At 68.3% G+C, this 22,361-nt stretch carries 22 protein-coding genes; 11 read left to right on the top strand and 11 right to left on the bottom strand.

From position 1 onward, the window contains the following. Positions 1–21: 21 nt before the first annotated feature. The 8 genes from KF889_30230 to KF889_30195 all read left to right on the top strand — a co-directional run bounded on the left by KF889_30230 (position 22) and on the right by KF889_30195 (position 7,305). Positions 22–702 carry an amino acid ABC transporter permease gene (locus KF889_30230; protein ID MBX3503742.1) on the top strand — a complete coding sequence of 227 codons (681 nt, stop codon included), beginning with the start codon at positions 22–24 and terminating at the stop codon, positions 700–702. Continuing rightward, complete coding sequence (locus KF889_30225) at positions 690–1,364, top strand: amino acid ABC transporter permease (protein MBX3503741.1); 675 nt, start codon at positions 690–692, stop codon at positions 1,362–1,364. The genes KF889_30230 and KF889_30225 overlap by 13 nt, the downstream gene beginning before the upstream one ends. Before the next feature lie 180 nt (positions 1,365–1,544). Further along, on the top strand, positions 1,545–2,447 hold the full coding sequence (locus KF889_30220) for a polysaccharide deacetylase family protein (protein MBX3503740.1): 903 nt from the start codon (positions 1,545–1,547) through the stop codon (positions 2,445–2,447). Between the two features lie 2 nt (positions 2,448–2,449). Beyond that, positions 2,450–3,343 (top strand): polysaccharide deacetylase family protein, encoded by an 894-nt coding sequence (locus KF889_30215; protein ID MBX3503739.1) that lies wholly within the window; start codon positions 2,450–2,452, stop codon positions 3,341–3,343. After that, positions 3,333–4,310, top strand: coding sequence for a phosphotransferase (locus tag KF889_30210; protein MBX3503738.1), 978 nt, complete (start codon positions 3,333–3,335; stop codon positions 4,308–4,310). The genes KF889_30215 and KF889_30210 overlap by 11 nt, the downstream gene beginning before the upstream one ends. A gap of 82 nt (positions 4,311–4,392) precedes the next feature. Further along, positions 4,393–5,586 carry a pyridoxal phosphate-dependent aminotransferase gene (locus KF889_30205; protein MBX3503737.1) on the top strand — a complete coding sequence of 398 codons (1,194 nt, stop codon included), beginning with the start codon at positions 4,393–4,395 and terminating at the stop codon, positions 5,584–5,586. A 156-nt stretch (positions 5,587–5,742) separates the two neighbouring features. After that, positions 5,743–6,504, top strand: coding sequence for an ABC transporter ATP-binding protein (locus KF889_30200; GenBank protein MBX3503736.1), 762 nt, complete (start codon positions 5,743–5,745; stop codon positions 6,502–6,504). 3 nt (positions 6,505–6,507) lie between these two features. Further along, a complete protein-coding gene (locus KF889_30195; GenBank protein MBX3503735.1) occupies positions 6,508–7,305 on the top strand; it encodes an ABC transporter permease in 798 nt (265 codons plus the stop codon). Between the two features lie 53 nt (positions 7,306–7,358). On the opposite strand, the gene mepA is transcribed toward KF889_30195, so the two are convergent. Then, complete coding sequence (gene mepA / locus KF889_30190) at positions 7,359–8,180, bottom strand: penicillin-insensitive murein endopeptidase (protein ID MBX3503734.1); 822 nt, start codon at positions 8,178–8,180, stop codon at positions 7,359–7,361. Between the two features lie 197 nt (positions 8,181–8,377). On the opposite strand from mepA, the gene KF889_30185 reads away from it, so the two are divergent. After that, positions 8,378–9,214 (top strand): enoyl-CoA hydratase/isomerase family protein, encoded by an 837-nt coding sequence (locus KF889_30185; GenBank protein ID MBX3503733.1) that lies wholly within the window; start codon positions 8,378–8,380, stop codon positions 9,212–9,214. Positions 9,215–9,243: 29 nt separating this feature from the next. Here KF889_30185 and KF889_30180 read toward each other — a convergent pair whose 3' ends face one another. From KF889_30180 to KF889_30160, 5 genes are read right to left on the bottom strand one after another with little or no spacing between them, the layout of a single operon-like run. Then, the gene (locus tag KF889_30180) at positions 9,244–10,401 is read right to left on the bottom strand and encodes a response regulator (protein MBX3503732.1); all 1,158 of its coding nucleotides are present in this window, start codon (positions 10,399–10,401) and stop codon (positions 9,244–9,246) included. Beyond that, positions 10,402–10,767, bottom strand: coding sequence for a response regulator (locus KF889_30175; protein ID MBX3503731.1), 366 nt, complete (start codon positions 10,765–10,767; stop codon positions 10,402–10,404). It lies immediately after the preceding gene. After that, positions 10,764–13,634: a GAF domain-containing protein gene (locus KF889_30170; protein MBX3503730.1), complete on the bottom strand. Its 2,871-nt coding sequence runs from the start codon at positions 13,632–13,634 to the stop codon at positions 10,764–10,766. Before KF889_30170 ends, KF889_30175 begins: the two co-directional genes overlap by 4 nt. Then, a complete protein-coding gene (locus KF889_30165; protein MBX3503729.1) occupies positions 13,631–14,587 on the bottom strand; it encodes an ABC transporter substrate-binding protein in 957 nt (318 codons plus the stop codon). Before KF889_30165 ends, KF889_30170 begins: the two co-directional genes overlap by 4 nt. Then, the gene (locus tag KF889_30160) at positions 14,584–15,555 is read right to left on the bottom strand and encodes an ABC transporter substrate-binding protein (protein MBX3503728.1); all 972 of its coding nucleotides are present in this window, start codon (positions 15,553–15,555) and stop codon (positions 14,584–14,586) included. The genes KF889_30165 and KF889_30160 overlap by 4 nt, the downstream gene beginning before the upstream one ends. Positions 15,556–15,684: 129 nt before the next feature. Between KF889_30160 and KF889_30155 the strand changes: the two genes are divergently transcribed. After that, positions 15,685–16,527 carry a TauD/TfdA family dioxygenase gene (locus KF889_30155; GenBank protein MBX3503727.1) on the top strand — a complete coding sequence of 281 codons (843 nt, stop codon included), beginning with the start codon at positions 15,685–15,687 and terminating at the stop codon, positions 16,525–16,527. A gap of 15 nt (positions 16,528–16,542) precedes the next feature. Here the strand turns inward: KF889_30155 and KF889_30150 are convergent, their stop codons facing one another. From KF889_30150 to KF889_30135, 4 genes are all read right to left on the bottom strand, one after another. Continuing rightward, entirely contained in the window at positions 16,543–17,268 is a 726-nt protein-coding gene (locus KF889_30150; GenBank protein MBX3503726.1) for a M23 family metallopeptidase, read from the bottom strand. 97 nt (positions 17,269–17,365) lie between these two features. Continuing rightward, positions 17,366–18,790 carry an amidase gene (locus tag KF889_30145; GenBank protein MBX3503725.1) on the bottom strand — a complete coding sequence of 475 codons (1,425 nt, stop codon included), beginning with the start codon at positions 18,788–18,790 and terminating at the stop codon, positions 17,366–17,368. Positions 18,791–18,792: 2 nt separating this feature from the next. Then, positions 18,793–19,569, bottom strand: coding sequence for a GNAT family N-acetyltransferase (locus KF889_30140; GenBank protein MBX3503724.1), 777 nt, complete (start codon positions 19,567–19,569; stop codon positions 18,793–18,795). A 1-nt stretch (position 19,570) separates the two neighbouring features. After that, positions 19,571–20,731, bottom strand: a complete 1,161-nt coding sequence (locus KF889_30135; GenBank protein ID MBX3503723.1) for a fumarylacetoacetate hydrolase family protein — start codon at positions 20,729–20,731, stop codon at positions 19,571–19,573. Between the two features lie 239 nt (positions 20,732–20,970). Between KF889_30135 and KF889_30130 the strand changes: the two genes are divergently transcribed. Continuing rightward, positions 20,971–21,912 (top strand): dihydrodipicolinate synthase family protein, encoded by a 942-nt coding sequence (locus KF889_30130; GenBank protein ID MBX3503722.1) that lies wholly within the window; start codon positions 20,971–20,973, stop codon positions 21,910–21,912. Between the two features lie 49 nt (positions 21,913–21,961). On the opposite strand, the gene KF889_30125 is transcribed toward KF889_30130, so the two are convergent. Continuing rightward, positions 21,962–22,361: hypothetical protein (locus KF889_30125; GenBank protein MBX3503721.1), on the bottom strand; the 400-nt coding region annotated here is incomplete at its 5' end.

Here is a 22,361-nt window from a genome sequence, read left to right as displayed (position 1 = left end):
TATGAAGGCGTGGCGCACTTCATGACCACATGGGAGCGGTTCCTCGACACGTTCTTCAACGCCAAGGTCATGGCGCGCTACCTGCCGGACATCCTGTCCGGCGTGGTGGTGACCATCGAGCTGGCGGTGCTGATCGTGCTCACGGGCCTCGCCTCGGGCCTTGCGCTCGCGCTCATCCGCAGCCTGGGCTTTCGGCCGCTGAACTGGCTGATCATCTTTGTCGTCGACCTGTTCCGTTCGCTGCCGCCGCTGGTGATCATCGTGCTGATGTATTTCGGCCTGCCGGCGGCCGACATCTCACCCTCGGGCTTCGTCTCGACCTGGCTGTCGCTGGCCTTCGTGCTGATGGCGTTCTCCGAGGAGATTTTCTGGGCCGGCATCACGTCGATCCCCAAGGGTCAGTGGGAGGCGTCGCGCTCGACCGGCCTATCCTACGGCCAGACGCTGATCAACGTGATCCTGCCGCAGGCGCTGAGGCTCACCATCCCGCCGCTCACCAACCGCACCATCGCCATCACCAAGGGCACGGCGCTGGGCACGGTGGTGGCGGTGACGGAGATCCTCGGCCAGGCGTCCTCGGCGGTGTCCAACAGCTACAATCCCTCGCCGCTGATGATGGGGGCGGCCGCCTACATCGTGCTGTTCTTTCCGGTGGTCGTGGCCGGCCGCTGGATCGAGACCAAGTTCGCGTGGAAGCGATGATCCAGAGCTTCTTCAACGCCGAGATCGCCGCCGCCGCCATGCCGATCGTGCTGGCCGGCCTGCTCAACACGATCCTGCTGTCGCTGCTGGTGGTGCCGCTGGGCCTGCTCGGCGGCCTGATCCTGGCGCTGCTCGCCAGCATCCGCCACCCGCTGGTGCGCTGGCCGCTGATGGCCTGGGTCGACTTCTTCCGCGCCTTCCCGCCGCTGGTCCTGCTGGTGCTGCTGTTCGCCGGCCTGCCCTTCGCCGGCCTGGAACTGGGCGGCTTCGCCTGCGTCGCCATCGCCTTCTTCCTCAACACCGGCGCCTACTACGGCGAGATCCTGCGCGCCGGCATCGACTCGGTGCCGTCGGGCCAGATCGAAGCCGCACGCTCGACCGGCCTGTCGCGCCTGCAGGCCATGGCCCATGTCGTGCTGCCGCAAGCCGTGCGCAACGTTCTGCCCGACCTGATGTCCAACACGCTGGAGGTCGTGAAGCTCACCTCGCTGGGCAGCGTCGTGGCTGTTCCCGAACTATTGTTCCAGGCCCGCCAGGCGCAGAGCGTGACCTACAACCCGACACCGATCGTCATGGCCGCGGTGATCTACTTCCTGATTCTCTGGCCCCTGGTACGCCTGCTCAGCCGCCTGGAAAACCGCGCGCTGGCCGCTCGGCGCTAGAGCAACCTCCGGGCAGGTTGAATCAGGGTTGTCACACCGAGCGCAGCGAGGGATCCAGGGAAGCCGCCTGGACCTCTCGCTGCGCTCGGGATGACAGGAAATCCAACCTGCCCGGATGCTGCGCTAGAATTTGGCAAGCGACCGGGCCACGATGCGTGTCGCCAGACTGGAGCCGTGCCTGTGACCGAACCCGACCGCTTCCGCTATTCGCCGATCGTCGAGCGTCCGAAATGGACGCTGCCCAACGACGCGCGGATCGCCGTCTGGGTGGTGCCCAACATCGAGCATTACGAGTACCTGCCGGCCGAGGTGCGGGTGCGCAATCCGTGGCCGCGCAGCCCGCATCCGGACATCCTGGGCTATGGCGGGCGCGACTACGGCAACCGTGTCGGCCTGTGGCGCATGTTCGAGGTTACCGACCGTCACGACATACGCTGCACCGTCTCGCTGTCGCTGTCGGTGATCGAGATGTACCCGCAGATCCTCGAGGCGATGGAGGCGCGGCGCTGGGAGTACATGAGCCACGGCCTGCTCAACACGCGCTACCACTGGGGCTACAGCGAGGAGGAGGAGCGCGCCGCCATCGCCCATTGCCAGGAGATCCACGAGCGCTGCACCGGGCGCAAGCTGCGCGGCTGGTTCTCGCCGGCGGTGTCGTTCACGCACAACACGCCCGATCTGATCGCCGAGGCCGGCATCACCTATTACTGCGACTTCTATCACGACGACCAGCCGACGCCCCTGAAGGTGCGCAAGGGCAGGCTGGTCTCGATCCCGTACTCGATGGATATCAACGACGCGATGATCTACCGCCAGCCCTTCGAGGCGGCCGAGTTCGCGCGCATGATCGTCGACCAGTTCGACACGCTCTACCGCGAAGGTGCCACGCAGCCGCGCGTGATGTGCATCGCGCTGCACCCGTACATGATGGGCGCGCCGCATCGCGTGAAGCATCTCGACCGCGCGCTGGCCTATATCCGCTCGCACAGCGATGCCTGGATCACCACGGGCGAGGAGATCGCCGACTGGTACATCGCCCATGGCATGGCGGCCTATCAGCAGCACCTCGGCGCGGAGGCCTGATCATGCCTGATCCGATTCCCGCGGGCATGGACAACCCGCATTACGACTATTCGCCGATCGACCGGCGCAAGCCGATCCGTTGGCCCAAAGGCAAGCGCATCGCCTGCTGGGTGATGCTGCATCTGGAGCACTGGGAGCTCACGCCGCCGAAGGAGGCAAAGCGCGACCCGCGCTATGTCGGCGAGTTCGGCACCTACGAGCCGGACTATCGCACCTGGACGCAGCGCGAGTACGGCAACCGCGTCGGCATCTTCCGCGTGCTGGAGAGCTTCGACCGCCATGGCATCCGCGCCACGGTGGCGATCAACGCCCATGTCGCGGCCACCAATCCGTACCTCGTCGAGCAGTGTACGAAGCGCGGCTACGAGTTCATCGGCCACGGCAGCCACGCCACGCGCATGCTGACCTCGAAGCTGGGCGAGGAGGAGGAGCGCGCGGAGATCGCCGGCGCCCTGCGCGCCGTCGAGCGCGCCACCGGCAGGCGCCCGCGCGGCTGGCACGGCCAGGACTATGGCGAGTCGGCGCGCACGCCGGCGCTGCTGGCGGAAGCGGGGCTCGACTACGTCGCCGACTGGCCCAACGACGATCAGCCCTATGCGATGAAGGTCGGCCAGCCGCCGCTGGTGTCGCTGCCGACGCAACCGGAATGGGACGACGTGCAGCAGCTGTGGCTGCGGCGCGTGCCGAGCTGGCGCTATCCCGACATCGTCGCCGAGGCCTTCGAGACGCTGCACGCGGAGGGCGGCCGCACCTTCTGCCTGGCCGTGCATCCCTGGCTGATGGGCATGGCGCAGCGCATCCGCTATCTCGAAGAGGCGGTGCGGCGCCTGGCGACGTTCAGCGATGTCTGGCAGGCCACCGGCAGCGAGATCGTCGACGCCTTCCGTGCCCAGTAGCGATTCGTTTGCCGACCTTCCGGAGGAACGGCGCGAGCTGGCGCGCAAGGCCCTGCTCGAGGCGTTTGGCGGAGTGAAGACCAACGTGACGGCGGTGAGAGGTGGCGCGTCGCCGGCATCGCTGTTTCAGGTCGATCTCGCCTCGAGTCGCTATCTGTTGCGTATCGAAGGAGAGCGCAGCCCACTGCGCGTTCCGACCCAGTACGAGGCCATGTGCATGGCGGCCGAAGCAGGCCTGTCGCCCCGTGTCCACTACGTGAATGCGACCGCCGGGGTCGCCGTGATGGACTTCATCGAGCAGCGAGAGTTGGACGACTACCCCGGTGGCCCCGCCGCGCTGGTCGAGGCGATGGGCGCGATCATCGCGCGGTTGCAGGCATCGCCCGCCATCCCGGCCTTCGTCGACTATCCCGACATGGTGGCGCGACTCTTCGCCCATGTGCGCCGCACCGGCCTGTTCGCTGCGGGCGTGCTCGATCCGCATTGGGATCGGCTGGAGCAGATTCGCGCGGCCTGGGATCGCGATCCGGCGCGCCTGGTCTCCAGTCACAACGACTGCCATCCCGGCAATTTCCTGTTCGACGGCGAGCGGCTGTGGCTGGTCGATTGGGAATCGGCCTATCGCAACGATCCGTTCGTCGACGTGGCGATTCTGCTCGACAACGTCGCGCCGTCGGCGGAGCTGGAGGCGGTGGTGCTGCGCGCCTGCCTCGGCCGCGATCTCGACGCGGATGACCATCAGCGCCTTCAAACGGCACGTGCGCTTACGCGGCTCTATTTCGCTGGTTTCTTTCTCAGTGGCTCGGCAGCGTCGGGTTGGCGTGCCGAGCCGGACACGGATCTCGCTGTGGAGCGGATGCCCTGCATGGGACCAGCGGCGCTGCACGCCAGCGGCAAACTGTACCTCCGGGGCTTCCTCACCGGCGCTCCCGTGCCGCCATTGGTGCCCTTCCCCTGGGGTCATTGAGGTTCGCGCCCGACCTTGCCATAGTGCGCCCCTTCGCGGCCGCCACGTGCGGCCGCAACTCTTTGAAATATCAGGATTTGTGATGATTCCCGCGCGTACCATCCTGCCCGGCACCAAGGCTTCGGTGAGCGGCTACGTCGCGGCCATGCCGACCTCGCGCATCGGAGACGTCGCAACGCTCGGCCGCGGCGACCCCGACGTGATCCCGCTGTGGTTCGGCGAGGGCGATCTGGTGACGCCGTCCTTCATCATGGACGCCGCCGAGCAGGCGATGCGCGCGGGCCGCACCTTCTACACCTGGCAGCGCGGCATTCCCGAGCTGCGCGCGGCGATCGCCAGGTACCAGAGCGAGCTCTACGGCATTTCCTGCGCGGCCGATCGCATCACCGTCACCAGCTCGGGCATGCAGACCATCGCGCTCGCCAGCCAGCTGATCTTCGACGCCGGCGACAACATCGTCGTCGTCTCGCCGGTGTGGCCCAACATCACCGCTGCCGTGAACGTCACCCGCGCGCAAGCCAGGCCCGTGACACTCGACCGCTCCGAGGACGGCCGCTTCTCGCTCGACCTGCAGAAGGTATTCGACGCGGTCGATGATCGTACGCGCGCGATCTTCGTGAACTCGCCGGGCAATCCCACCGGCTGGATGATGCCCTCGGAGCAGCAGAAGGCGCTGCTCGATTTCGCCCGCACGCGCCGCATCTGGATCATGGCCGACGAGGTCTACACGCGGCTGGTCTACAACCGCCCGTATGCGCCGTCGTTCCTCGAGCATGCCAGCCCCGATGACCCGGTGATCTCGCTGCAGAGCTTCTCCAAGCCCTGGGCGATGACCGGCTGGCGCCTGGGCTGGATGACCTCGCCGCACGGCTTCGGCGAGGAGCTGGCCAAGCTGGTGCAGTTCAACATCTCGGGCACGCCGGAATTCATCCAGTGCGGCGGGCTGGCGGCGATCGAGCAGGGCGAGCCTTTCGTGAAGGAGATGGTCGAGCGCTGCCGCGCCGGCGGCGAGCTGGTGTACCAGCGCCTCACGGCGCTGCCGCGCGTGCGCGTGGCGCGGCCGGAGGCGGCGTTCTACGCCTTCTTCTCGATCGATGGCATCGACGACAGCCTGGGATTCGCCTCGAAGCTGGTGACCGACTACAAGGTCGGCATCGCGCCGGGCGTGGCCTTCGGCGCCGGCGGCGAGGGCAATTTCCGCCTGTGCTTCGCGTCGGGCGCCGAGCGCCTGAGCCGCGCCATGGACCGCATCGAGGCGGGCATCAAGGCGAACTGATGGTGCGCAACCATGCTCTTGCCTTCCCCCGGAGGGGGAAGGTGCCCGAAGGGCGGAAGGGGGATGTCGAAGCCGAACGCAGGGGTTCGCCTTCGACATCCCCCATCCGGCGCTGCGCGCCACCTTCCCCCTCCGGGAGAAGGTAGGAATACGGCCATGACCCACGCCATCGAGGTCGCGCACCTGCGCAAGGAGTACGGCACGATCGTCGCCGTCGACGATCTGTCGTTCACCGTCGCCGGCGGGGCGGTGCTCGGCCTGCTGGGCGGCAACGGCGCGGGCAAGACGACGACAATCTCCATGCTGCTGGGCCTGCTCGAGCCGACCTCCGGCTCGGTCAGGGTGTTGGGCATCGACATGCTGACGCAGCGCTTCAAGGCGCTGCCGCGCATGAACTTCTCCTCGCCCTATGTCGACCTGCCGCATCGCCTGACGGTGCAGCAGAACCTCGACTTCTACGGCCGGCTCTACGGCGTGCCCGACCTGACGAAGCGGCTGGCCGAGATCGCCGAGACCCTGCAGATCGGCGACATGCTGGAGCGCCCCGCAGGCGCGCTGTCGGCCGGCCAGAAGACGCGCGTGGCGCTGGCCAAGGCGCTGATCAACAAGCCCGACGTGCTGCTGCTCGACGAGCCGACGGCATCGCTCGATCCCGACACCGCCGACTGGGTGCGCACGCTGCTGAAGGACTACCAGCGCCGCACGGGTGCGACGATCCTGCTCGCCTCGCACAACATGACCGAGGTCGAGCGGCTGTGCGACGACGTCATCATGATGCAGCAGGGCAAGGTCTTCCAGCGCGGCGCGCCCGACGATCTGATCGCGCGCTTCGGCCGCAACGACATGGAGGAGGTGTTCCTCGACATGGCACGCGGCCGCCAGCGCGGGCTCGACGATCTGAAGAAGGTGGCGGAGTAGGCGATGGCTGCTTCCGTTCGGCGCATCTACGCGGTGGTGCTGCGCCACCTCTACCTGTTCCGGACCTCCTGGCTGCGCATCCTCGATTCGATCTACTGGCCCGCCGTGCAGATGGTGATGTGGGGTTTCCTCACGCAGTTCCTGTCGAGCCAGACCAACTACGTGGCGCAGGCCTTCGGCGTGCTGCTCTCGGGCCTGCTGCTGTGGGAGGTGCTGATCCGCGGCAACCTCTCGCTGTCGATCGCCTTCCTCGAGGAGATGTGGTCGCGCAATCTCGGCCATCTCTTCGTCAGCCCGCTCAGGCCCTTCGAGATGGCGGCCGGCATCGTCACCGTCTCGCTGCTGCGCACGCTGCTGGGCATGATCCCGGTGTCGCTGATGGCCTGGGCCTTCTTCGGCTATTCGGTCTACGACCTCGGCCTACCGCTGATCGCCTTCTTCCTCGTGCTGCAGATGTTCGGCTGGTCGGTCGGCCTGTCAATGTCGGGCATGATCATGCGCCTGGGGCTCAGCGCCGAGACCTTCGCCTGGGCCGGTATCTTCATCCTGCTGCCGGTGAGCGGCGTCTACTATCCGGTCTCGGCCCTGCCGACCTGGCTGCAGTACATCGCCTGGTGCCTGCCCACGGCCTATGTCTTCGAGGGCATGCGCACCATCCTCACCCAGCAGGTCGTGCGCTGGGACCTGATGGCGCCGGCGTTCGGGCTGGCGATCGTCTACCTGGCGATCGGCTTCAGGATCTTCCTGTGGTTCTTCAAGTCGTCGCGCCGCAAGGGGACCCTGCTGCAACAGGGCGAGTGATCAAGCCTCGTGCGCCGGGTTGGGGCGCTACGCGATAGCCTCGGGTCGCCGCTCTACCGCGCGCTGGTCACCGACAGGCACGCCGCCGGCGGCTTCGGTCGCGGTGGTGGCGGTCCGCGGGGGATCGTGTCGGGATCGGGCAGGGCGAACCAGTCGTCGAGCGCCTTGCCGCAGCCGTCGCCCGGCGGCACCGGGGCCTGCGCCTGGCAGCCACGATCGCCCGGCGGGCAGTGCAGCCGCACGTGGAAATGGGCGTCGTGGTAGAACCACGGCACGATCTTGCGCAGCCAGGCGCGATCGCCCGTCGCCGTCTGGCACAGACGCTGCTTGATGAGCTTGTTGACGAAGATGCGGTCGACTTCGGGGAAGCTCGCGGCCGTCTTCAGCAGGGTCGCGTGCGCCGGCAGCCAGACGGCCTCGTCGATGCCGGCCTCGCCCTTGAGCACCAGCGAGCGCAGCACCGGCGATTCGCGCAGCGCCGCCGCAAGACGCGGCCGCTTGGATTGCTCGAACCAGATGTCGACGTCGAGGCCGACCTGGTGGCTGGCATGGCCGAAGCTCATGCGCCCGCCGCGTGGCTGGGAAATGTCGCCGATATAGACGTGCTGCAGCTTGAGTGCCTCGATGCGCCGGCCGAACTCCTGCACGAAGCGGATGGCGCGGTCGTGGCCCCAGTAGCGATTGCGGCTGACGCGGACCACCTCGTAGCCCGGCCCTTCGAGCGGCAGGGCGCCGGCACCGGCGATGCAGCCGTTCATGTAGATGCCGAAAATGCGCTGCGGCCCGGGCGCGGGCGTGGTCGGGATGTCCTGCCCGCGGGCTGAAGTCGTGATCGCGAGGAGGGCGAGGCAGGCGAGCAGGACGCTGGGACGCATCCCGGCATGATGCCGCAACTCGGCACTTCGCGCACGGACTTCCGTTGGTCGGCGTGTGTCTGCGACAACGCCCAATGGATCGGATGCCTCTGTCATCCCGAGCGCAGCGAGGGATCCAGGCTGCACATGGATCCCTCGCTGCGCTCGGGATGACAGCGTGATTTCGCCATTATGCGCGTTGTTCTAGAGTCGCGGCGATGCTGGCCTTTCCCGACTACCGCTGCCTGCTGGCGACCTGCGACGGCGACGTCGCGCGCCTGACCTTCAATCGTCCGGAGCGCCGCAATGCGCTCACCCACGAGATGATGCAGGAACTGTCCGACGCCTTCGCGCGCATCGCGGCGGAGGTCGAGCGCGACCCCATCGGCCTGCGCGCCCTGGTGCTGCGCGGCGCCGGCGGCTTCTTCTGCGCCGGCGGCGATATCGGCTTCATGAAGGAGCTGCCGCCGGCGCCGGCGGATGGCCGGCGCGATCCGCTGGTGGCGCCCTATCGCGCCTTCGGCGACACCCTGCTGGAGCTCAATCGCCTGCCGCTGGCGGTGATCGCCATCGTCGACGGCCCGGCGGCAGGCGGTGGCTTCGGCATGGCCTGCGCTTCCGACGTGGTGATCATGCACGAAAGTGCGCGGTTCGGAATCCCGGAGCCGCGCGCCGGGTTCATCCCCTCGCAGGTCCTGCCGCTGATCGCGCGGCGCATCGGCGAGGGCGCGACGCGCGAGCTGGCACTGACGACGCGCATGATGGACGCGCGCGAGGCGCTGGAGGTCGGCGTCGGTCGCCATCTGTGCGCTGACGAGGCGGCGATCCAGGCGGTCCTGGCGCGCACGCTCGACGACATCAGGCGCGGCGAGCCCGGCGCGGTGGCGACAGTGAAGCGGCTGGTGCTGATGTGCGCCACCGAGAGCGACGCGGCGGTGCTCGACGCAGCGGCGCTCGACCTGATCCGCCTGCTGCGCGGTGCGCCGGCACGCGCCGGCATGAAGGCATTCCTGGAGAAGCAGCGTCCGCCCTGGGTGCCGCGGGACGGCCGATAGCCCTGTCATCCCGAGCGGCAGCGAGGGATCTATGAAGTCCTGGATCCCTCGCTGCCGCTCGGGATGACATTCTCGTACGACGCCGCAGTATCGGTCACCTTCAGTGCCACGAGGTTGCAGACCGCCACCGGCCGGCTCATGCCGCGCACCTCGCGCTCGCCGAAATCCTGCAGTTCGGCGAACTCCTCGACGGCTGCGGCGAGGCGGCCGCTCAGCAGCACCTCGCCATCCCTGGCTTCCGAGCAGAGCCGCGCCGCGAGGTTCACCACGGCGCCGATCGCCGTGTAGTCGAGCCGATCCTCGAAGCCGATGCGGCCCAGCGTGGCGTAGCCCTGGGCCATGCCGATGCCGAAGCCGAGGCGATGGCCGCGCCGGATCCAGCGCGGCATCAGCGCCTGGACGGCCCCACGCATCTCCAGCGCCAGTTTCGCGGCGCGCGCCGGCGCGTCGGGACAGGGCAGGGGATCGTTGAAGAAGACCATCAGGCCGTCGCCCAGGAAGCGGTCCAGCGTGCCTTCGTAGTGGCGGATCAGCGGGCCCACCGCGCCGTGGAACTCGCCCAGCAACGTCATGATGTCCTCGGGCTCGGCGGTTTCCGAGAAGGTGGTGAAGCCGCGCAGGTCGCAGAACAGGGCCACGATCTCGCGCCGATGGTTCTTCAGGACATCGTCGTCGCCCGCCGAGACGATCGCCTGGGCAAGCTGCGGCGCGAGGAAGCGGCGCAGCTGGTTGGCGCGCTCCAGCTCGGCCACCTGCTCCTGCACGCGCCGCTCCAGCCCGCGATTGAGCGTCTCGATCTCGTCGTGCAGCGCCTTGATGCGCAGCATGGCGCGCACGCGCGCCACCAGCGCGCCGTGATCGACCGGCTTGGTGAGGTAGTCGTCGCCGCCCGCGTCGAGGCCGGCGATCACCTCCTTCGGCTGCGCCCTGGCGGTCACCAGGATCACCGGGATGAAGGGCAGGGTCTTGTCGGCCTTGAGCCGCCGCACGACCTCGAGCCCGTCGATCTTCGGCATCATGATGTCGAGCAGGACCAGATCGGGCAGAAGCTCGCGCACCGCGGCGAGCGCCTGCTCGCCGTCCGACGCCGTCACCACCTCGTAGCCAAGGCTCGACAGCCGCATGCGCAGGATCTCGACATTGTCGGCGACGTCGTCGACGACGAGGATGCGGGCCGGATCGCGCATCTAGCCGAGGATCTCCCGCACCTTGGCCAGCATCTGGCGCGGGCTGAACGGCTTGGCGATGTAGCCGTCGCAGCCGGCGGCGCGGGCCTTCTCCTCGTCACCGGACAGCGCATAGGAGGTCACGGCGATCACCGGGATGGCCTTGAGCGCCGGATCGGCCTTGATGCGCCGCGTCGCCTCGTAGCCGTCCATGACCGGCATCTGGATATCCATCAGGATCAGGTCGGGCCTGTGCTCGCTCGCCCTGGCCACGCCCTCGGCGCCGTCATGCGCCTCGACCAGGTCGTAGCCCGCCAGGCCCAGCAGATCGCGCAGGATCTGGCGGTTGTCCTCGGTGTCCTCGACGACAAGGATCTTCTTGCTCATTGTGCGGCTTCCCTCACCGATGCGGCGTGGATCGGGATCGAGACGGTGAAGGTCGAGCCCTTGCCCGGCTCGGATTGCACGGTGATGCGACCGCCGTGCAGCTCGACGATCTTGCGCGAGATCGACAGGCCGAGCCCGGTGCCGCCCTTCCTGCGCGTGCTCGTGTTGTCGACCTGCTGGAACTCGTCGAAGATCTTGGCCTGGTCGGCCTCGGCGATACCCGGACCGGTGTCGACGACCGACAGCTCGAAGCGGTCCGCGACTTTCACCGCCCGGATCTCGACGCCGCCCTGGTCGGTGAACTTCAGAGCATTTCCGACGAGGTTGAGCAGGACCTGGCTCAATCGCCGGGCATCGGCGGTTCCGGTCGGCAGGCCCTCGGCGACATCGGTCGTAAGCGACAAGCCCTTGGCGCGCGCCAGCGATTCGGTCGCCGAGACCACGGTGCCGACGGCATCGGCGACGCTGTACTCCTCGAGCGACAGCGTGAGCTGGCCGGCCTCGATCTTCGACAGGTCGAGCACGTCGTTGATCAGGCCCAGCAGATGCCGGCCGTTGGTCTGCACGCGTTCCAGGACGCCCTGGGCCTTGTCGCCGACATCGCCATACAGTCCGTCCGCCATCATTTCAGTGTAGCCCAGGATGGCGTTGAGCGGCGTGCGCAGCTCGTGACTCATGTTGGCGAGGAACTGCGACTTGTGCTGGCTGGCGATCTCGAGCTGACGGCTCTTCTCCTGGATCTCGGTGAACAGCCGCACATTGCCGATGGCAATCACCGCCTGCGACGCGAACGTCTCGAGCAGCTCGATCTGGCGGGCGGTGAAGGGCCCGCGCTCGATCCGTCGCAGGGTGATGCTGCCGATCGCGTCGCCCTCGCGGAGCATGGGGGCGATGATCGCTGAGTGCCACTTGTGCTCGCGGGCCAGCGCGATGGTCGGGGCGAACTGCGCGGGATCAAGCTGCGATACGTCGGGAATGTGGACGGTGCGGCCGGCGATGATCGACTGCACCACGCCGTTGCTGGCATCGAGAGGCCTGCGTGCACCAACGGACGCGGTCAGCGTACCGTCATGGGCCTGGAGCACGACTTCGTTGCCGTCGTGCAAGGCGATGACAGCATCGCTCGCGCCGCAGAACCTACGGGCGGCGCTCACCACGACGTCGAGCACCGGCTGGACGTCGGTCGGCGACTCGGAGATGACGCGCAGGATCTCGGCGGTGGCGGTCTGCTGCTCCAGCGATTCGCGCAACTCGGTGATCAGGCGGGCATTCTCTATCGCGATCACGGCCTGCGCCGCGAAGTTCTGCATCAGCGCGATCTGCTTCTCGGAGAACGGCCGGACCTCCTTGCGATAGACCGTCAGTGCGCCGCGAGTAATACCGTCCCTGCGCAAAGCGACGACGAGAGCGCTGCGAGCACCGCCCAGGTCGACCACGGCGTGGCGGAGCGGATTGCCGGAGCGGTAGACATCGTCGTCCTTCAGGTCGAGGTTGTGAATCACGTCCTCGCCCGACAGGACTCGCGCATGCGCCTCGCCCGGCCGTGGCTGGTCCATGCCGGCGGAAAAGTAGCGCGCAAGCCCGTCCGGGACGCCGCGCATGGCGGCGGGGCTGAACGCTCCGCCTTCATAGACCATCAGGAAGCCGAAATCGGCCTGACACAGCGTCATGGCTTTCTCGAGCATGGCATCGAAAACGGGCGCAAGGACGCTAGGAGAGGAATTGATGACCTGCAGGACTTGAGTCGTCGCTGTCTGCTGCTCCAGTGATTCGGACAGTTCCCGGGTCCGATCGGTGACTCGTTGCTCGAGCGTCGCGTAAGATTCCTCGAGCGCCTCCGCCGAATGGTTGAACTGCCTGGCCAGCGCCTCCAGCTCGTCGCCGGTTCTGATGTCGAGTCTGTAGCCGAGCTCGCCGCCGCCGATGCGAGCTGCTCCGGCCTGCAGGGCGCGGATGGGGATCACCATGCGGCGGGCGAGCAAAGCCGCCGCCAGGGCGGCGACGAGGATGCCGCCGGCCAGCAGCGCCAGTGCGCGATAGCCGGCGGCGATCACCGGCTCGCGGGCTTCCGACGTGGGCAGCTCGACGAACACCAGCCAGTTCAACGCCGGAATGGCGGCGTGCGACGACAGCACCGAGACGCCCTGGAGATTGCGTGCGTCGTCCACGGCGGTACCGCCCTCGCGGCTAAGCGCCGCGGCGACCTGCGACACACGCGTCATGTCGGTGCCGCGCAGGACCAGCGACATGTCGGGATGGGCGACCAGCCGGCCCAGGCTGTCGACGACGTAGGCATAGCCGTCCTTGCCGACGCGGATCTGCGCCACGACGTCGACGATCAGCTTGAGGTTGATCACCGCCACGGTGACGCCGCCGCGGCCGCCATGGCTGACCGCCATGGTCAGATGCGGCTCGCTGTCCTTGTGGAAATAGACCGGCCCGAAGTACAGGCGATGCGCCCGGGCATCGACATAGGCCTTCTCCGTCGAGCGGTCGGTGCCGCTGCCGATCACGTCCATGGTCAGCCGCGATACCTTCAGCTGCTCGCGGCCCCGCCTGTCAATGAAGGAGAGCTCGGCGATCGCCGGCACCTGGCGCTGCAGGCGCACATAGTCGAAGCGGCGCTGCTCCTCGTCCAGCAGGGCCCATTGCGGATGTGCGACCCAGCCGATCTGGCGCTCGATCTCGCGCACGAACGATTCGATGCGCTGGGCGGCGGCCTCGGCCTTCTCCCGCTGCACGGTGATCGCGGCGCTGCGGTTCTCCTCGTAAGTGAAGTAGAGGTCGAGCGCGGCATTGATCGTCAGCACGAGCGCGACCAGCCCGATGAACAGGACGACGTACTTGGTGAAGAGGCCGCGCCTCACTCGATCACCTCGTTGACGCGCGCGAGGAACATCGGCGTGAATGACAGGCCGATCGCCTTGGCAGTCTTCTGGTTCAGCACGAGCTCGAAGTGCGTGGCCTTCTGCACGGGCAGATCGGCGGTGGGGGTGCCCTTCAGCACCCGGTCGACGTAGCCGGCGAGGATGCGATAGAGCTCGGCCTGATCGGCACCCAGGGTGAAGAGTCCGCCGGCATCGGCGAACTGCCGGCGATACGACACCGACGGCAGGCGGTGACGGATGGCAAGTCTGGCGGCTTCCTGGACCGGCAGGCTGGGCTGAACGACGACGCCGTCGACGCCGCGCTGCGCCAGCGCTTCGAAGGCCGGCGCCAGATCCTGCGGTGTCGACACCATCTGTGCGACGATCTCGATCTGCTGCGCCCTGCCGGCGGCGTCGATCTCGCGCCGCAGCGGCACGTTGAACGGATCGGGCGCGTTCAGCAGGACACCCACAGCCTTGGTCGCGGGCTTGATGTCGCGGAAGAGCTGGATGCTCTTGCCGGCGAGTTCCGTCGAGGCGCCGCCGACGCCGGTGAGATTGCCCTCGGGGCGAGCGATGTTGCTGACGATTCCCGTTTCGGGCGCGCCACCGTTGAAGACGATCGGGATGGTGCTGGTCGCCCGCTTCGCCGCAAGGATCGCCGGCGTCAGCACGGCGACGATGACGTCGACCCTGGCATCGACCAGCGACTGGGCATGCGCGGCCAGGCGGGCGCGATTGGCATCCGAGGCACGGAACTCGTAGTGGATGGTCTGGCCTTCGACATGGCCGAGCGCCGTCATCGCCTTGCGGAAGAGCGACCAGCCGGGCTCGGCGTCGCCGGCGATCAGGAAGCCGACACGTGCCGTCCCGGTGCGCTGCGCCAGCGCGGGCGCGCGGGCTCCCGCGGCGATCGCCGCGGCTGCGCCGGTGACGAGGAGCCGGCGCCTCATTCGATCACCTCGTTGGCCTGCGCGAGAAGGCTGGGCGGCAGCCTAAGTCCCAGCGCTCCGGCGGTCTTCAGGTTGACGACCAGCTCGAGCACGCTGGGCTGCTCGATCGGCAGGCTGCCGGGCGCGGCGCCGTTGAGGATCCGCATCGCGTAGAGCGCGACGCGCTTGTAGGCCTCGGTGAGGTTCGGCCCGTAGGTCAGCAGGGCGCCGGCCTGCGCGATCGAGGCCCAGCCGGAGGCGATCGGCACCTTGCGTGCCAGGCACTGCGCGGCGATCGCCGCGGCCTGCCGCACCATGGTCGAGCTCGGCAGCACGATCAGCGCCTGGATGCCGTCGTCGAGGGCGCGCGCCACGGTTGGCTGGATCTGACCGGCGCCGGCGACGCGATAGGCGTCGAGCGAGATGCCGACCGACTGCACCGCCTTCTGGCAGGCGGCAATCTCGTTCTCCTCGCCGGCGTGCATCGTGTTGGAGAGCAGGCCCATCCTGCGGCAGTCCGGCAGGGCGGCGCGCAGCAGGTCGATGCGCTTGGGACTGAGCTCCACCGACATGAAGGTGACGCCGGTGAAATTGCCGCCGGGGCGGGCGAGCGACTGGGCGATGCCGGCGGCCACCGGGTCGGCGCTGAAGCCGAAGACGATCGGCACGGTCGGCCTGGCGCGCGCCGCGGCCGGGGTCGCGGCGCCCTGGGTCACGATCAGGCTGACGCCCTGGTTCTGCAGTTCATGCACCGCCGCGACGATGCTGTCGGGGCCGCTGACGGCGTAGCGCTCGAGGATGCGGACCTGCTCGCCACCGGGCGCCACTCGCATGCCGGCCTTGAAGGCCTCGAGGAAGGGCGCGATCGTGCTCTGTGGCTCGGGGGCGATCCAGCCGATCGTCCGGCTGGCGGCGAGGCCGTGGCGCGCGGGAAGGAGAGAAGCGCCCGCCAGGCCGCCCGACATTGCCAGGAGATGCCGTCTTCTCATCGTTGCCCCCCTTGACCCCTCCAGCTTCTAGGAGCCGGCCGTCCCGCGCAATCCAGCAAACCTGACAGGACGCTGTTTCCGGCCCGGCGCGACTGCTCTAATGATCGGGCAGGACCAGGGGTGGTAAGGATGGCACGGCGCAATTTCAGGCACTTCGAGGTCCGGCGCGTCGCCGGCGCGCTGGGGGCGGAACTGCACGGCGTCGATCTGGCCCGCGACCTGGGCGACGACGTGATTGCGGAGATCCGCCAGGCCTGGCTCGACCATCTCGTGGTGTTCTTCCGCGACCAGAAGATCACGCCGGCGCAGCAGCTGGCGTTCGCGCGGCGGCTGGGCGAACCGATCGAGTATCCCCAGCTCAGGGGCCTCGACGACTTCCCGATGATCACGCCCGTGGTCAAGCTGGAGAACGAGCGCAACAATTTCGGCGGCGTCTGGCACTCCGACACGACCTATCTGCAGGTGCCGCCGATGGCGAGCATGCTCTACGCCATCGAGCTGCCGCCGGTCGGCGGCGACACCGAGTTCGCCAACCAGTACCTGGCCTACGACACGCTGTCGGAGGGCATGCGCGCGATGCTCGACGGGCTGGTCGGCGTCAGCTCCTCGACGAAGGCCGAGGCGTCGAAGACGCGCGAGGACAGGCTGAAGGCCGCCGGTGTCGAGGTCAGGCCGCTTGAGGCCGAGCACCCGATCGTGCGCACGCATCCGGAGACCGGACGCAAGGCGCTGTACCTGAACATCGGCCACACCGTGCGGATCAGGGGCTGGACCGAGCAGGAGAGTGCCGGCCTGCTGGCCTTCCTGTTCGAGCACCAGATCCGGCCGGAGCTCACCTGCCGCTTCCGCTGGCGGCCGGGCTCGCTGGCGCTGTGGGACAATCGCTGCGCCATGCACAACGCGATCAACGACTATCACGGCTATCGCCGCATCCTGCACCGCATCACGCTGGCCGGAGACCGGCCGGCGTGATGCGCTCCCGGGCGTTCAGTCGGCCATCTCGTGCTGGTCGGTGGCGCCGAAGAAGTCCAGCGCGAGCAGTTGGTTGAAGGGCGATGAGATGCCCTTGTAGATCGTGCTGGCGAGGTTCTGCGCCGTGTCGATCACCGTGCCGGCGCCCAGCCCGTTGGCCGAGCCCTTGAGAATGTCCTGTGCACCGGCCGCCGAGCCCTTCTCGAGCTTGAGCAGGAAGTCGCGCGGATCGAGCACATCGTCGCGACGGCCGTACATCGGCAGGTAGCCGGCGGCACGGATCGCCGCGGCCTCGGCCTCGGTGTACTCGTTGGGTCTCTTGCCCTTGGGCAGCTTGGCCTTGGGGCAGCTCAGCGAGCCCTTGCGGGTGCCGCGATAGAGCTCGAAGTGCAGCATGCACTTCTCGCCACCCTGCTGGGTGTATCCGAGTTCCTGGCCGGCGCTGACGGAGGCACCCGTCTGCAGGCTCTCCGGGATGCCGTTGATCTCGGTGTAGCGCCCCACGAAGCCCGAATCGTGCTTGATCGCGATGGCGAAGAGCATCGTGCCCGCGATGAACGGCTTGGTGCCGCGTTCCACGACCTTGCCGCCTTCGATCGCGATCACCGGGGTGCCGTGGGCCGCGCCGATGTCGCAGCCGGCGTGCAGACGGCCCTTGCGATCCGCGCCGAAGCCAGCGGAGCTGCCTGCGGTACGCCACTTCTTGGTGTAGCCGTGGCCTGGTGCGATGGGAAAGTGCATGGAACCCTCCGTTGCTGTCGGAGGGCACCATGCGCGTCGAGCGTATCGGCGGCGTTTCTCTGCAACGGAAATTGGTATCGTTTGTATCGCACCTCCGCTACAGGGCCGGCCAGCGTCGATGCCAGTCGGTGGCTGCCTCGTAGAGCGCGCCCAGCCGCAGCACCGATGCCTCGTCGCGGAAGCGGCCGACCAGCTGGAGGCCGATCGGCAAGCCGTCCGATGCGAAGCCGCAACAAATGCTCATCGCCGGATGGCCGGTGATGTTGAACGGCATGGTGTAGGGGAACAGGCTCTGGCGCAGCTCGCCGACGACCTGGCCGTCGATCTCGATCGGGTCGAACAGGTCGTGATCGACCGGCAGCGCGGTGCGCGACAGCGTCGGCGTGACGAAATAGTCGTAGCGCTCGAACCAGCCCTGGATGTGACGGAACAGCTCGCCGCGCGCGAACATCGCCTTCTGGTAGTCGGCGGCGCTCCAGTCGGCGGCCATCTGCACCTGGCGCACGAGCGAGGGCGTCATGCGGTTGCCGTCGCGCGCCACCATGTCGGCGAAGCGCGCCCGCCAGGTGCTGTGGTTGATGATCTGCCACACCTCGTAGTTCGACGGTGGCATGTCCTGCAGTTCCTCGACGATGGCGCCCAGCGATTCCAGCCGCTGGACGGCGGCGCGAAAGGCAGCTTCGACGTCGCGCGCCACCACCGTGTTGCCCAGCCGTGCGGCGAAGAGGACGCGCTTGCCCCCGAGGTCACCCTCGGGCCGCGCGGCGGCGACGTAGTCCTGCACCGGCACGCCGATCGACCAGGGATCGCTGGCGTCCTCGCCGGCCATGGCCTGCAGCATCAGCGCGGTGTCCATCACCGTGCGCGTCATCGGCGTGACATAGGTGTAGTTGCCGAAGGCGTCGGGCGCCTGGCTGTGCGGGATCACGCCGTTACTCTGCTTCAGCCCGACCATGCCGTTGCAGGCCGCCGGGATGCGCGTCGAGCCGCCGCCATCGGTGGCGATGCCGATCGGCGCCAGGCCGGCGGCCACGGCGACGGCGGAGCCGCCGCTGGAGCCTCCGGACGTGCGGCTCTGGTCCCAGGCGTTGTGGCACTTGCCGAACAGCGGGCCGTCGCTCAGCGCCTTGTGGCCGAACTCCGGGGTCGTCGTCTTGCCTACCAGGATGCCGCCGGCCGCCTTCACGCGCGCCGCCGCCGCCGCGTCCGTCTTGGGCACGTTGCTCTCGTGCAGCAGCGAGCCGAAGGTCGTGCGCACCCCGGCGGTGTTGACCAGATCCTTCACGTGATAGGGCACGCCGTGCAGCAGGCCCAGCGCGCCGCCGCGCATCACCGTCTCCTCGGCCCAGCGCGCCTGCGCCAGCGCATGCTCGTGGCACACGGTGATGAAGCAGTTGAGCTTCGGCTGCAGCGCGTCGATGCGCGCCAGCACGGCTTTGGTGACCTCGACCGGCGAGACCTGCCTGCTGGCGATCATGCCGCGCAGGGTCTCGGCCGTGAGCTGCCAGAGTTCGGAGGACATGATCAGGCGGCTCCCGGCGTGTAGAGGAAATGCGTGGTCTCGAGGAAGCGCGTCAGGCCGATCGATTCGGCCAGGCGGATGGAAGGGATGTTGTCGTCGTGCACCTGGTAGCGCGGCGACAGGCGGCGCGCGCCCAGCTCGGCCAACGCTGTGCGCACGACACGCGCGGCGTAGCCTCGGCCGCGCACCTCCGGCGGCGTGAAGACACCGCCGATCTCCCAGATCCGGCGGTAGTTCTCGAAGGCGAAGCAGACCGCATGCGGCTGCTCGTCCGGCCCGGTCACGCAGATGAAGGCACGACCGGTGTGGAGCAGGGGCTTGAGCCAATCCCTACCGTGCTTCTGCGACTCGAAACAGGCGAACACCGCATCGGATGGCGTCATGGTCGTCCGCACGGAGTCGTCGCGGACGAACTCGGGGTCGCAGGTGAACGACAAGACGGCCGTCGTGCGTTGCAGGTGGGGGAACGACAACGCCACGACATCGCGGTCGGCGTCGCTGGAGAGCTTGAACACCACGCCCTCCTTGCGCGGTACCGCCTCGATCAGCTCGCGCGTGAGGTCGGGGCCATCGCTGGAGATCAACGCGGCGTAGCGTGCCCCGGGATAGGTGCGCAGGTCGTAGGCGCTGGCCGCCACCTCCAGCAGCACCATCGTGGCAGCGCCGCCGTCGCGTTCGACGCGATGTAGCGTTGTGTGGTCAGGGTACGCGTCCAGGTGCTTGAGCAGCACGATGTTGCGCAGCGGCTCGCGCTCCAGCGCTTCGACGACAGGATTCATCTCAGAGCAGCCCGCGGGCGGCGAGGTTGCGCATCAGATCGCGCGCGCCGAAGGTCCAGGGCGGCACGGCTTTGCAGAGGTTCACCCGATTGACCAGCGCGCCCAGCTTGGGCGAGCGGATCGACACGATGTCGCCGACCTCGTGGGTGAAGCCCTTGCCGCCCGAGCCGCGCTGCTGCGTCGGCGCGAACAGGGTGCCGGTGTAGAGCACCACGCCGTCGGGATACTGGTGATTGGCGCCGATGGTCTGCGCCACCAGCTCGGTGGGATCGCGGCTGATCTGGGTGAGGTCGCTGCGCCCCGTGAGCCGGAACTGGTCGGTGCCTGTGATCTCCAGCGACACCTCGGCCTTGCGCACGTCGTCGAGCGAGTAGGTCGCATCGAACAGGCGGATGAACGGGCCGATGGCGGAGGACGCGTTGTTGTCCTTGGCCTTGCCCAGGAGCAGCGCGCTGCGGCCCTCGATGTCGCGCAGGTTGACGTCGTTGCCCAGCGTCGCGCCGACGATGCGGCCATCGGGCGTGACCACCAGCACCACCTCGGGCTCGGGGTTGGTCCACTCGGCATCGTCGCGCAGCCCGACCTCGGCGCCGTAGCCGACCGAGGCCATGGGCGGCGCCTTGGTGAAGATCTCGGCATGCGGGCCGATGCCGACCTCGAGGTATTGCGACCACATGCCCTTGGCGATCAGCGCCTGCTTCAGCTTCTCGGCGTCGGGCGAGCCCGGCTTCACGCGCGCGATGTCGCCGCCGATGGCTGTGCCGAGTTCGGCGCGCACTTGGGCGGCGCGCGAGGGGTCGCCCTTGGCCTGCTCCTCGATCAGCCGTTCCAGCAGGCTCACGGCAAAGGTGACGCCGGCGGCCTTCACCGCCTGCAGGTCGACCGGCGCCAGCAGGGTGGGGAATTCGGGCGAGGGCTGGTCGGCCACGGTGTTGGCGACGATCTCCTCCAGCGAGCCGATGCGATCGCCGGTGGCGTGGGCCGCCACTTCCGCCGGGTTCGCCTGCGCCAGCAGGTCGGCGATGGTCGGCACGGCGCGCGAGATGTCGAAGACGCCGCGGGCGCGGATCGCCACGACGCTGGGACCGGCCGGCCAGGCGCCATGCGCCGGTCGCCAGACGCGGCCCACCAGCGTGCCGGTGGTGCCGTCATCGGGCAGGATGGGATGGCCGGCGAGGCTGAGCTTCTGGGTCACGGACGAATTCTCCTGGACACTTCGTCATCCCGAGCGCAGCGAGGGATCTCCCGAGAAGGAGCGCCCGTTCCAGGGAGATTCCTCGCTGCGCTCGGAATGACGGGAATGAGACTTGATCGTGTCGTCTCGACCGCCTGCAAGCAAGCGCTCTGGACGGCGCGCATCGGGCGTGGCAATCCAGCCGTGACCCTGCTGAGGAGCTTTCCATGGCCCAGGCCCGCATCAAGGGCGTGCTGTCGCCCGTCGTCACGCCGTTCAAGCCCGACTACAGCCCCGACACGCGGCGCTTCATCGCCCATTGCAAGTGGCTGGTCAGCCAGAATTGCGGCCTGGCGGTGTTCGGCACCAACAGCGAAGCCAACTCGATGGCGGCCGAGGAGCGCATGGAACTGCTCGACGCGCTGGTGGCGGCGGGCGTCGATCCGCAGCGCATGATGCCGGGCACCGGCGCCTGCTCGCTGACCGAGACGGTGAAGGTCACGGCGCACGCCACCAGGCATGGCGTGGCCGGCGTGCTGATGCTGCCGCCCTTCTACTACAAGGGCGTCAGCGACGAGGGTCTGTACCGGCATTTCTCGGAGGTCGTGCAGCGCGTCGGCGACTCGCGGCTGCGCATCTATCTCTATCACATCCCGCCGGTGGCCCAGGTGCCTATCACCCATGCGCTGGTCGAGCGCCTGATCAAGGCCTACCCGCAGCAGGTCGTCGGCATGAAGGACAGCTCCGACGACTGGCCGCACACCAAGAGCATGATCGACGCCTTCGCCAAGTCGGGCTTCGACGTCTTCTCGGGCAACGAGAAGCCGCTGGTCGACAACGTGAAGTCGGGCGGCGCCGGCTGCATCAGCGCCACCGCCAACATCAACCCGGGCGCGATCGCCGAGACCTACGCCAAGGTCGGCACCGCAGAGGGCGACGCCCTGCAGAAGCAGATCAACGACGTGCGCGGCGTGATGTCGGGCTACGTCATGATCCCGGCGATGAAGCACCTGATCGCGCATTACGGCCAGGATCCGGGCTGGACGGTGGTGCGCCCGCCGCTGGTCGAGGTCACCGCCGAGCAGGGCCGCCAGGCGATCGACAAGCTCGAGGCGCTGGGCTTCACCATGCCCGGCCTGCGCCAGGCGATGCAGCAGGCGGCGGAGTAGGGCAGAGGCGTCACTCGTCCCTCCAAACACGGGGGAAGTTGAAGCTGCCTCACTCACCTGTCCCGTAGATCGAGGCCTGCAGTTCGGCGATGGCATCCTCGGCTTCCTGGGAATAGCCGAGTGGGTCGAAGTCGCCGGGTTCCGTATCGCGCCGGGCGTTGCCCGAGTCCGGTTCCGGGCGGCGCTGGCGCCCGTTTGTGTAGACGAGCTGGGCGTAAGAATGGAGGCCGGGCGCGAAGTTCGGCGGCGGCGTCGTCGGCATGCCCGGCTCGACCACGCGCTGCGGCTCGACCACGCGCTGCGGCTCGGCTTTCGTCTCGGCAGGCGGCGACTCGGCGGGTGGCGACTCGGCGGGCGGCGACTCTGTAGGCGACTCTGGCGGCGGCTTGCCGGGGCCGGGGCGGATCAGGTTGGCGGCGTCGATGGTGGCGTGCGCCGCCGCGAGCGCG

This window comes from Alphaproteobacteria bacterium (genome assembly GCA_019635875.1).
In the GTDB taxonomy this organism is placed as follows: Bacteria; Pseudomonadota; Alphaproteobacteria; order Reyranellales; family Reyranellaceae; genus JAFAZJ01.
The sequence above is the reverse complement of the archived record's forward strand: the minus strand, read 5'-3'. Positions and strand labels throughout refer to the sequence as shown.

Coding starts and splice junctions, on each gene's coding strand:
- KF889_30230 (MBX3503742.1), top strand. CDS start 22: ATGACCACATGGGAGCGGTTCCTCGACACGTTCTTCAACGCCAAGGTC.
- KF889_30215 (MBX3503739.1), top strand. CDS start 2,450: ATGCCTGATCCGATTCCCGCGGGCATGGACAACCCGCATTACGACTAT.
- KF889_30205 (MBX3503737.1), top strand. CDS start 4,393: ATGATTCCCGCGCGTACCATCCTGCCCGGCACCAAGGCTTCGGTGAGC.
- KF889_30200 (MBX3503736.1), top strand. CDS start 5,743: ATGACCCACGCCATCGAGGTCGCGCACCTGCGCAAGGAGTACGGCACG.
- KF889_30195 (MBX3503735.1), top strand. CDS start 6,508: ATGGCTGCTTCCGTTCGGCGCATCTACGCGGTGGTGCTGCGCCACCTC.
- mepA (MBX3503734.1), bottom strand. CDS start 8,180: ATGCGTCCCAGCGTCCTGCTCGCCTGCCTCGCCCTCCTCGCGATCACG.
- KF889_30185 (MBX3503733.1), top strand. CDS start 8,378: ATGCTGGCCTTTCCCGACTACCGCTGCCTGCTGGCGACCTGCGACGGC.
- KF889_30180 (MBX3503732.1), bottom strand. CDS start 10,401: ATGCGCGATCCGGCCCGCATCCTCGTCGTCGACGACGTCGCCGACAAT.
- KF889_30175 (MBX3503731.1), bottom strand. CDS start 10,767: ATGAGCAAGAAGATCCTTGTCGTCGAGGACACCGAGGACAACCGCCAG.
- KF889_30165 (MBX3503729.1), bottom strand. CDS start 14,587: ATGAGGCGCCGGCTCCTCGTCACCGGCGCAGCCGCGGCGATCGCCGCG.
- KF889_30160 (MBX3503728.1), bottom strand. CDS start 15,555: ATGAGAAGACGGCATCTCCTGGCAATGTCGGGCGGCCTGGCGGGCGCT.
- KF889_30155 (MBX3503727.1), top strand. CDS start 15,685: ATGGCACGGCGCAATTTCAGGCACTTCGAGGTCCGGCGCGTCGCCGGC.
- KF889_30150 (MBX3503726.1), bottom strand. CDS start 17,268: ATGCACTTTCCCATCGCACCAGGCCACGGCTACACCAAGAAGTGGCGT.
- KF889_30145 (MBX3503725.1), bottom strand. CDS start 18,790: ATGTCCTCCGAACTCTGGCAGCTCACGGCCGAGACCCTGCGCGGCATG.
- KF889_30140 (MBX3503724.1), bottom strand. CDS start 19,569: ATGAATCCTGTCGTCGAAGCGCTGGAGCGCGAGCCGCTGCGCAACATC.
- KF889_30130 (MBX3503722.1), top strand. CDS start 20,971: ATGGCCCAGGCCCGCATCAAGGGCGTGCTGTCGCCCGTCGTCACGCCG.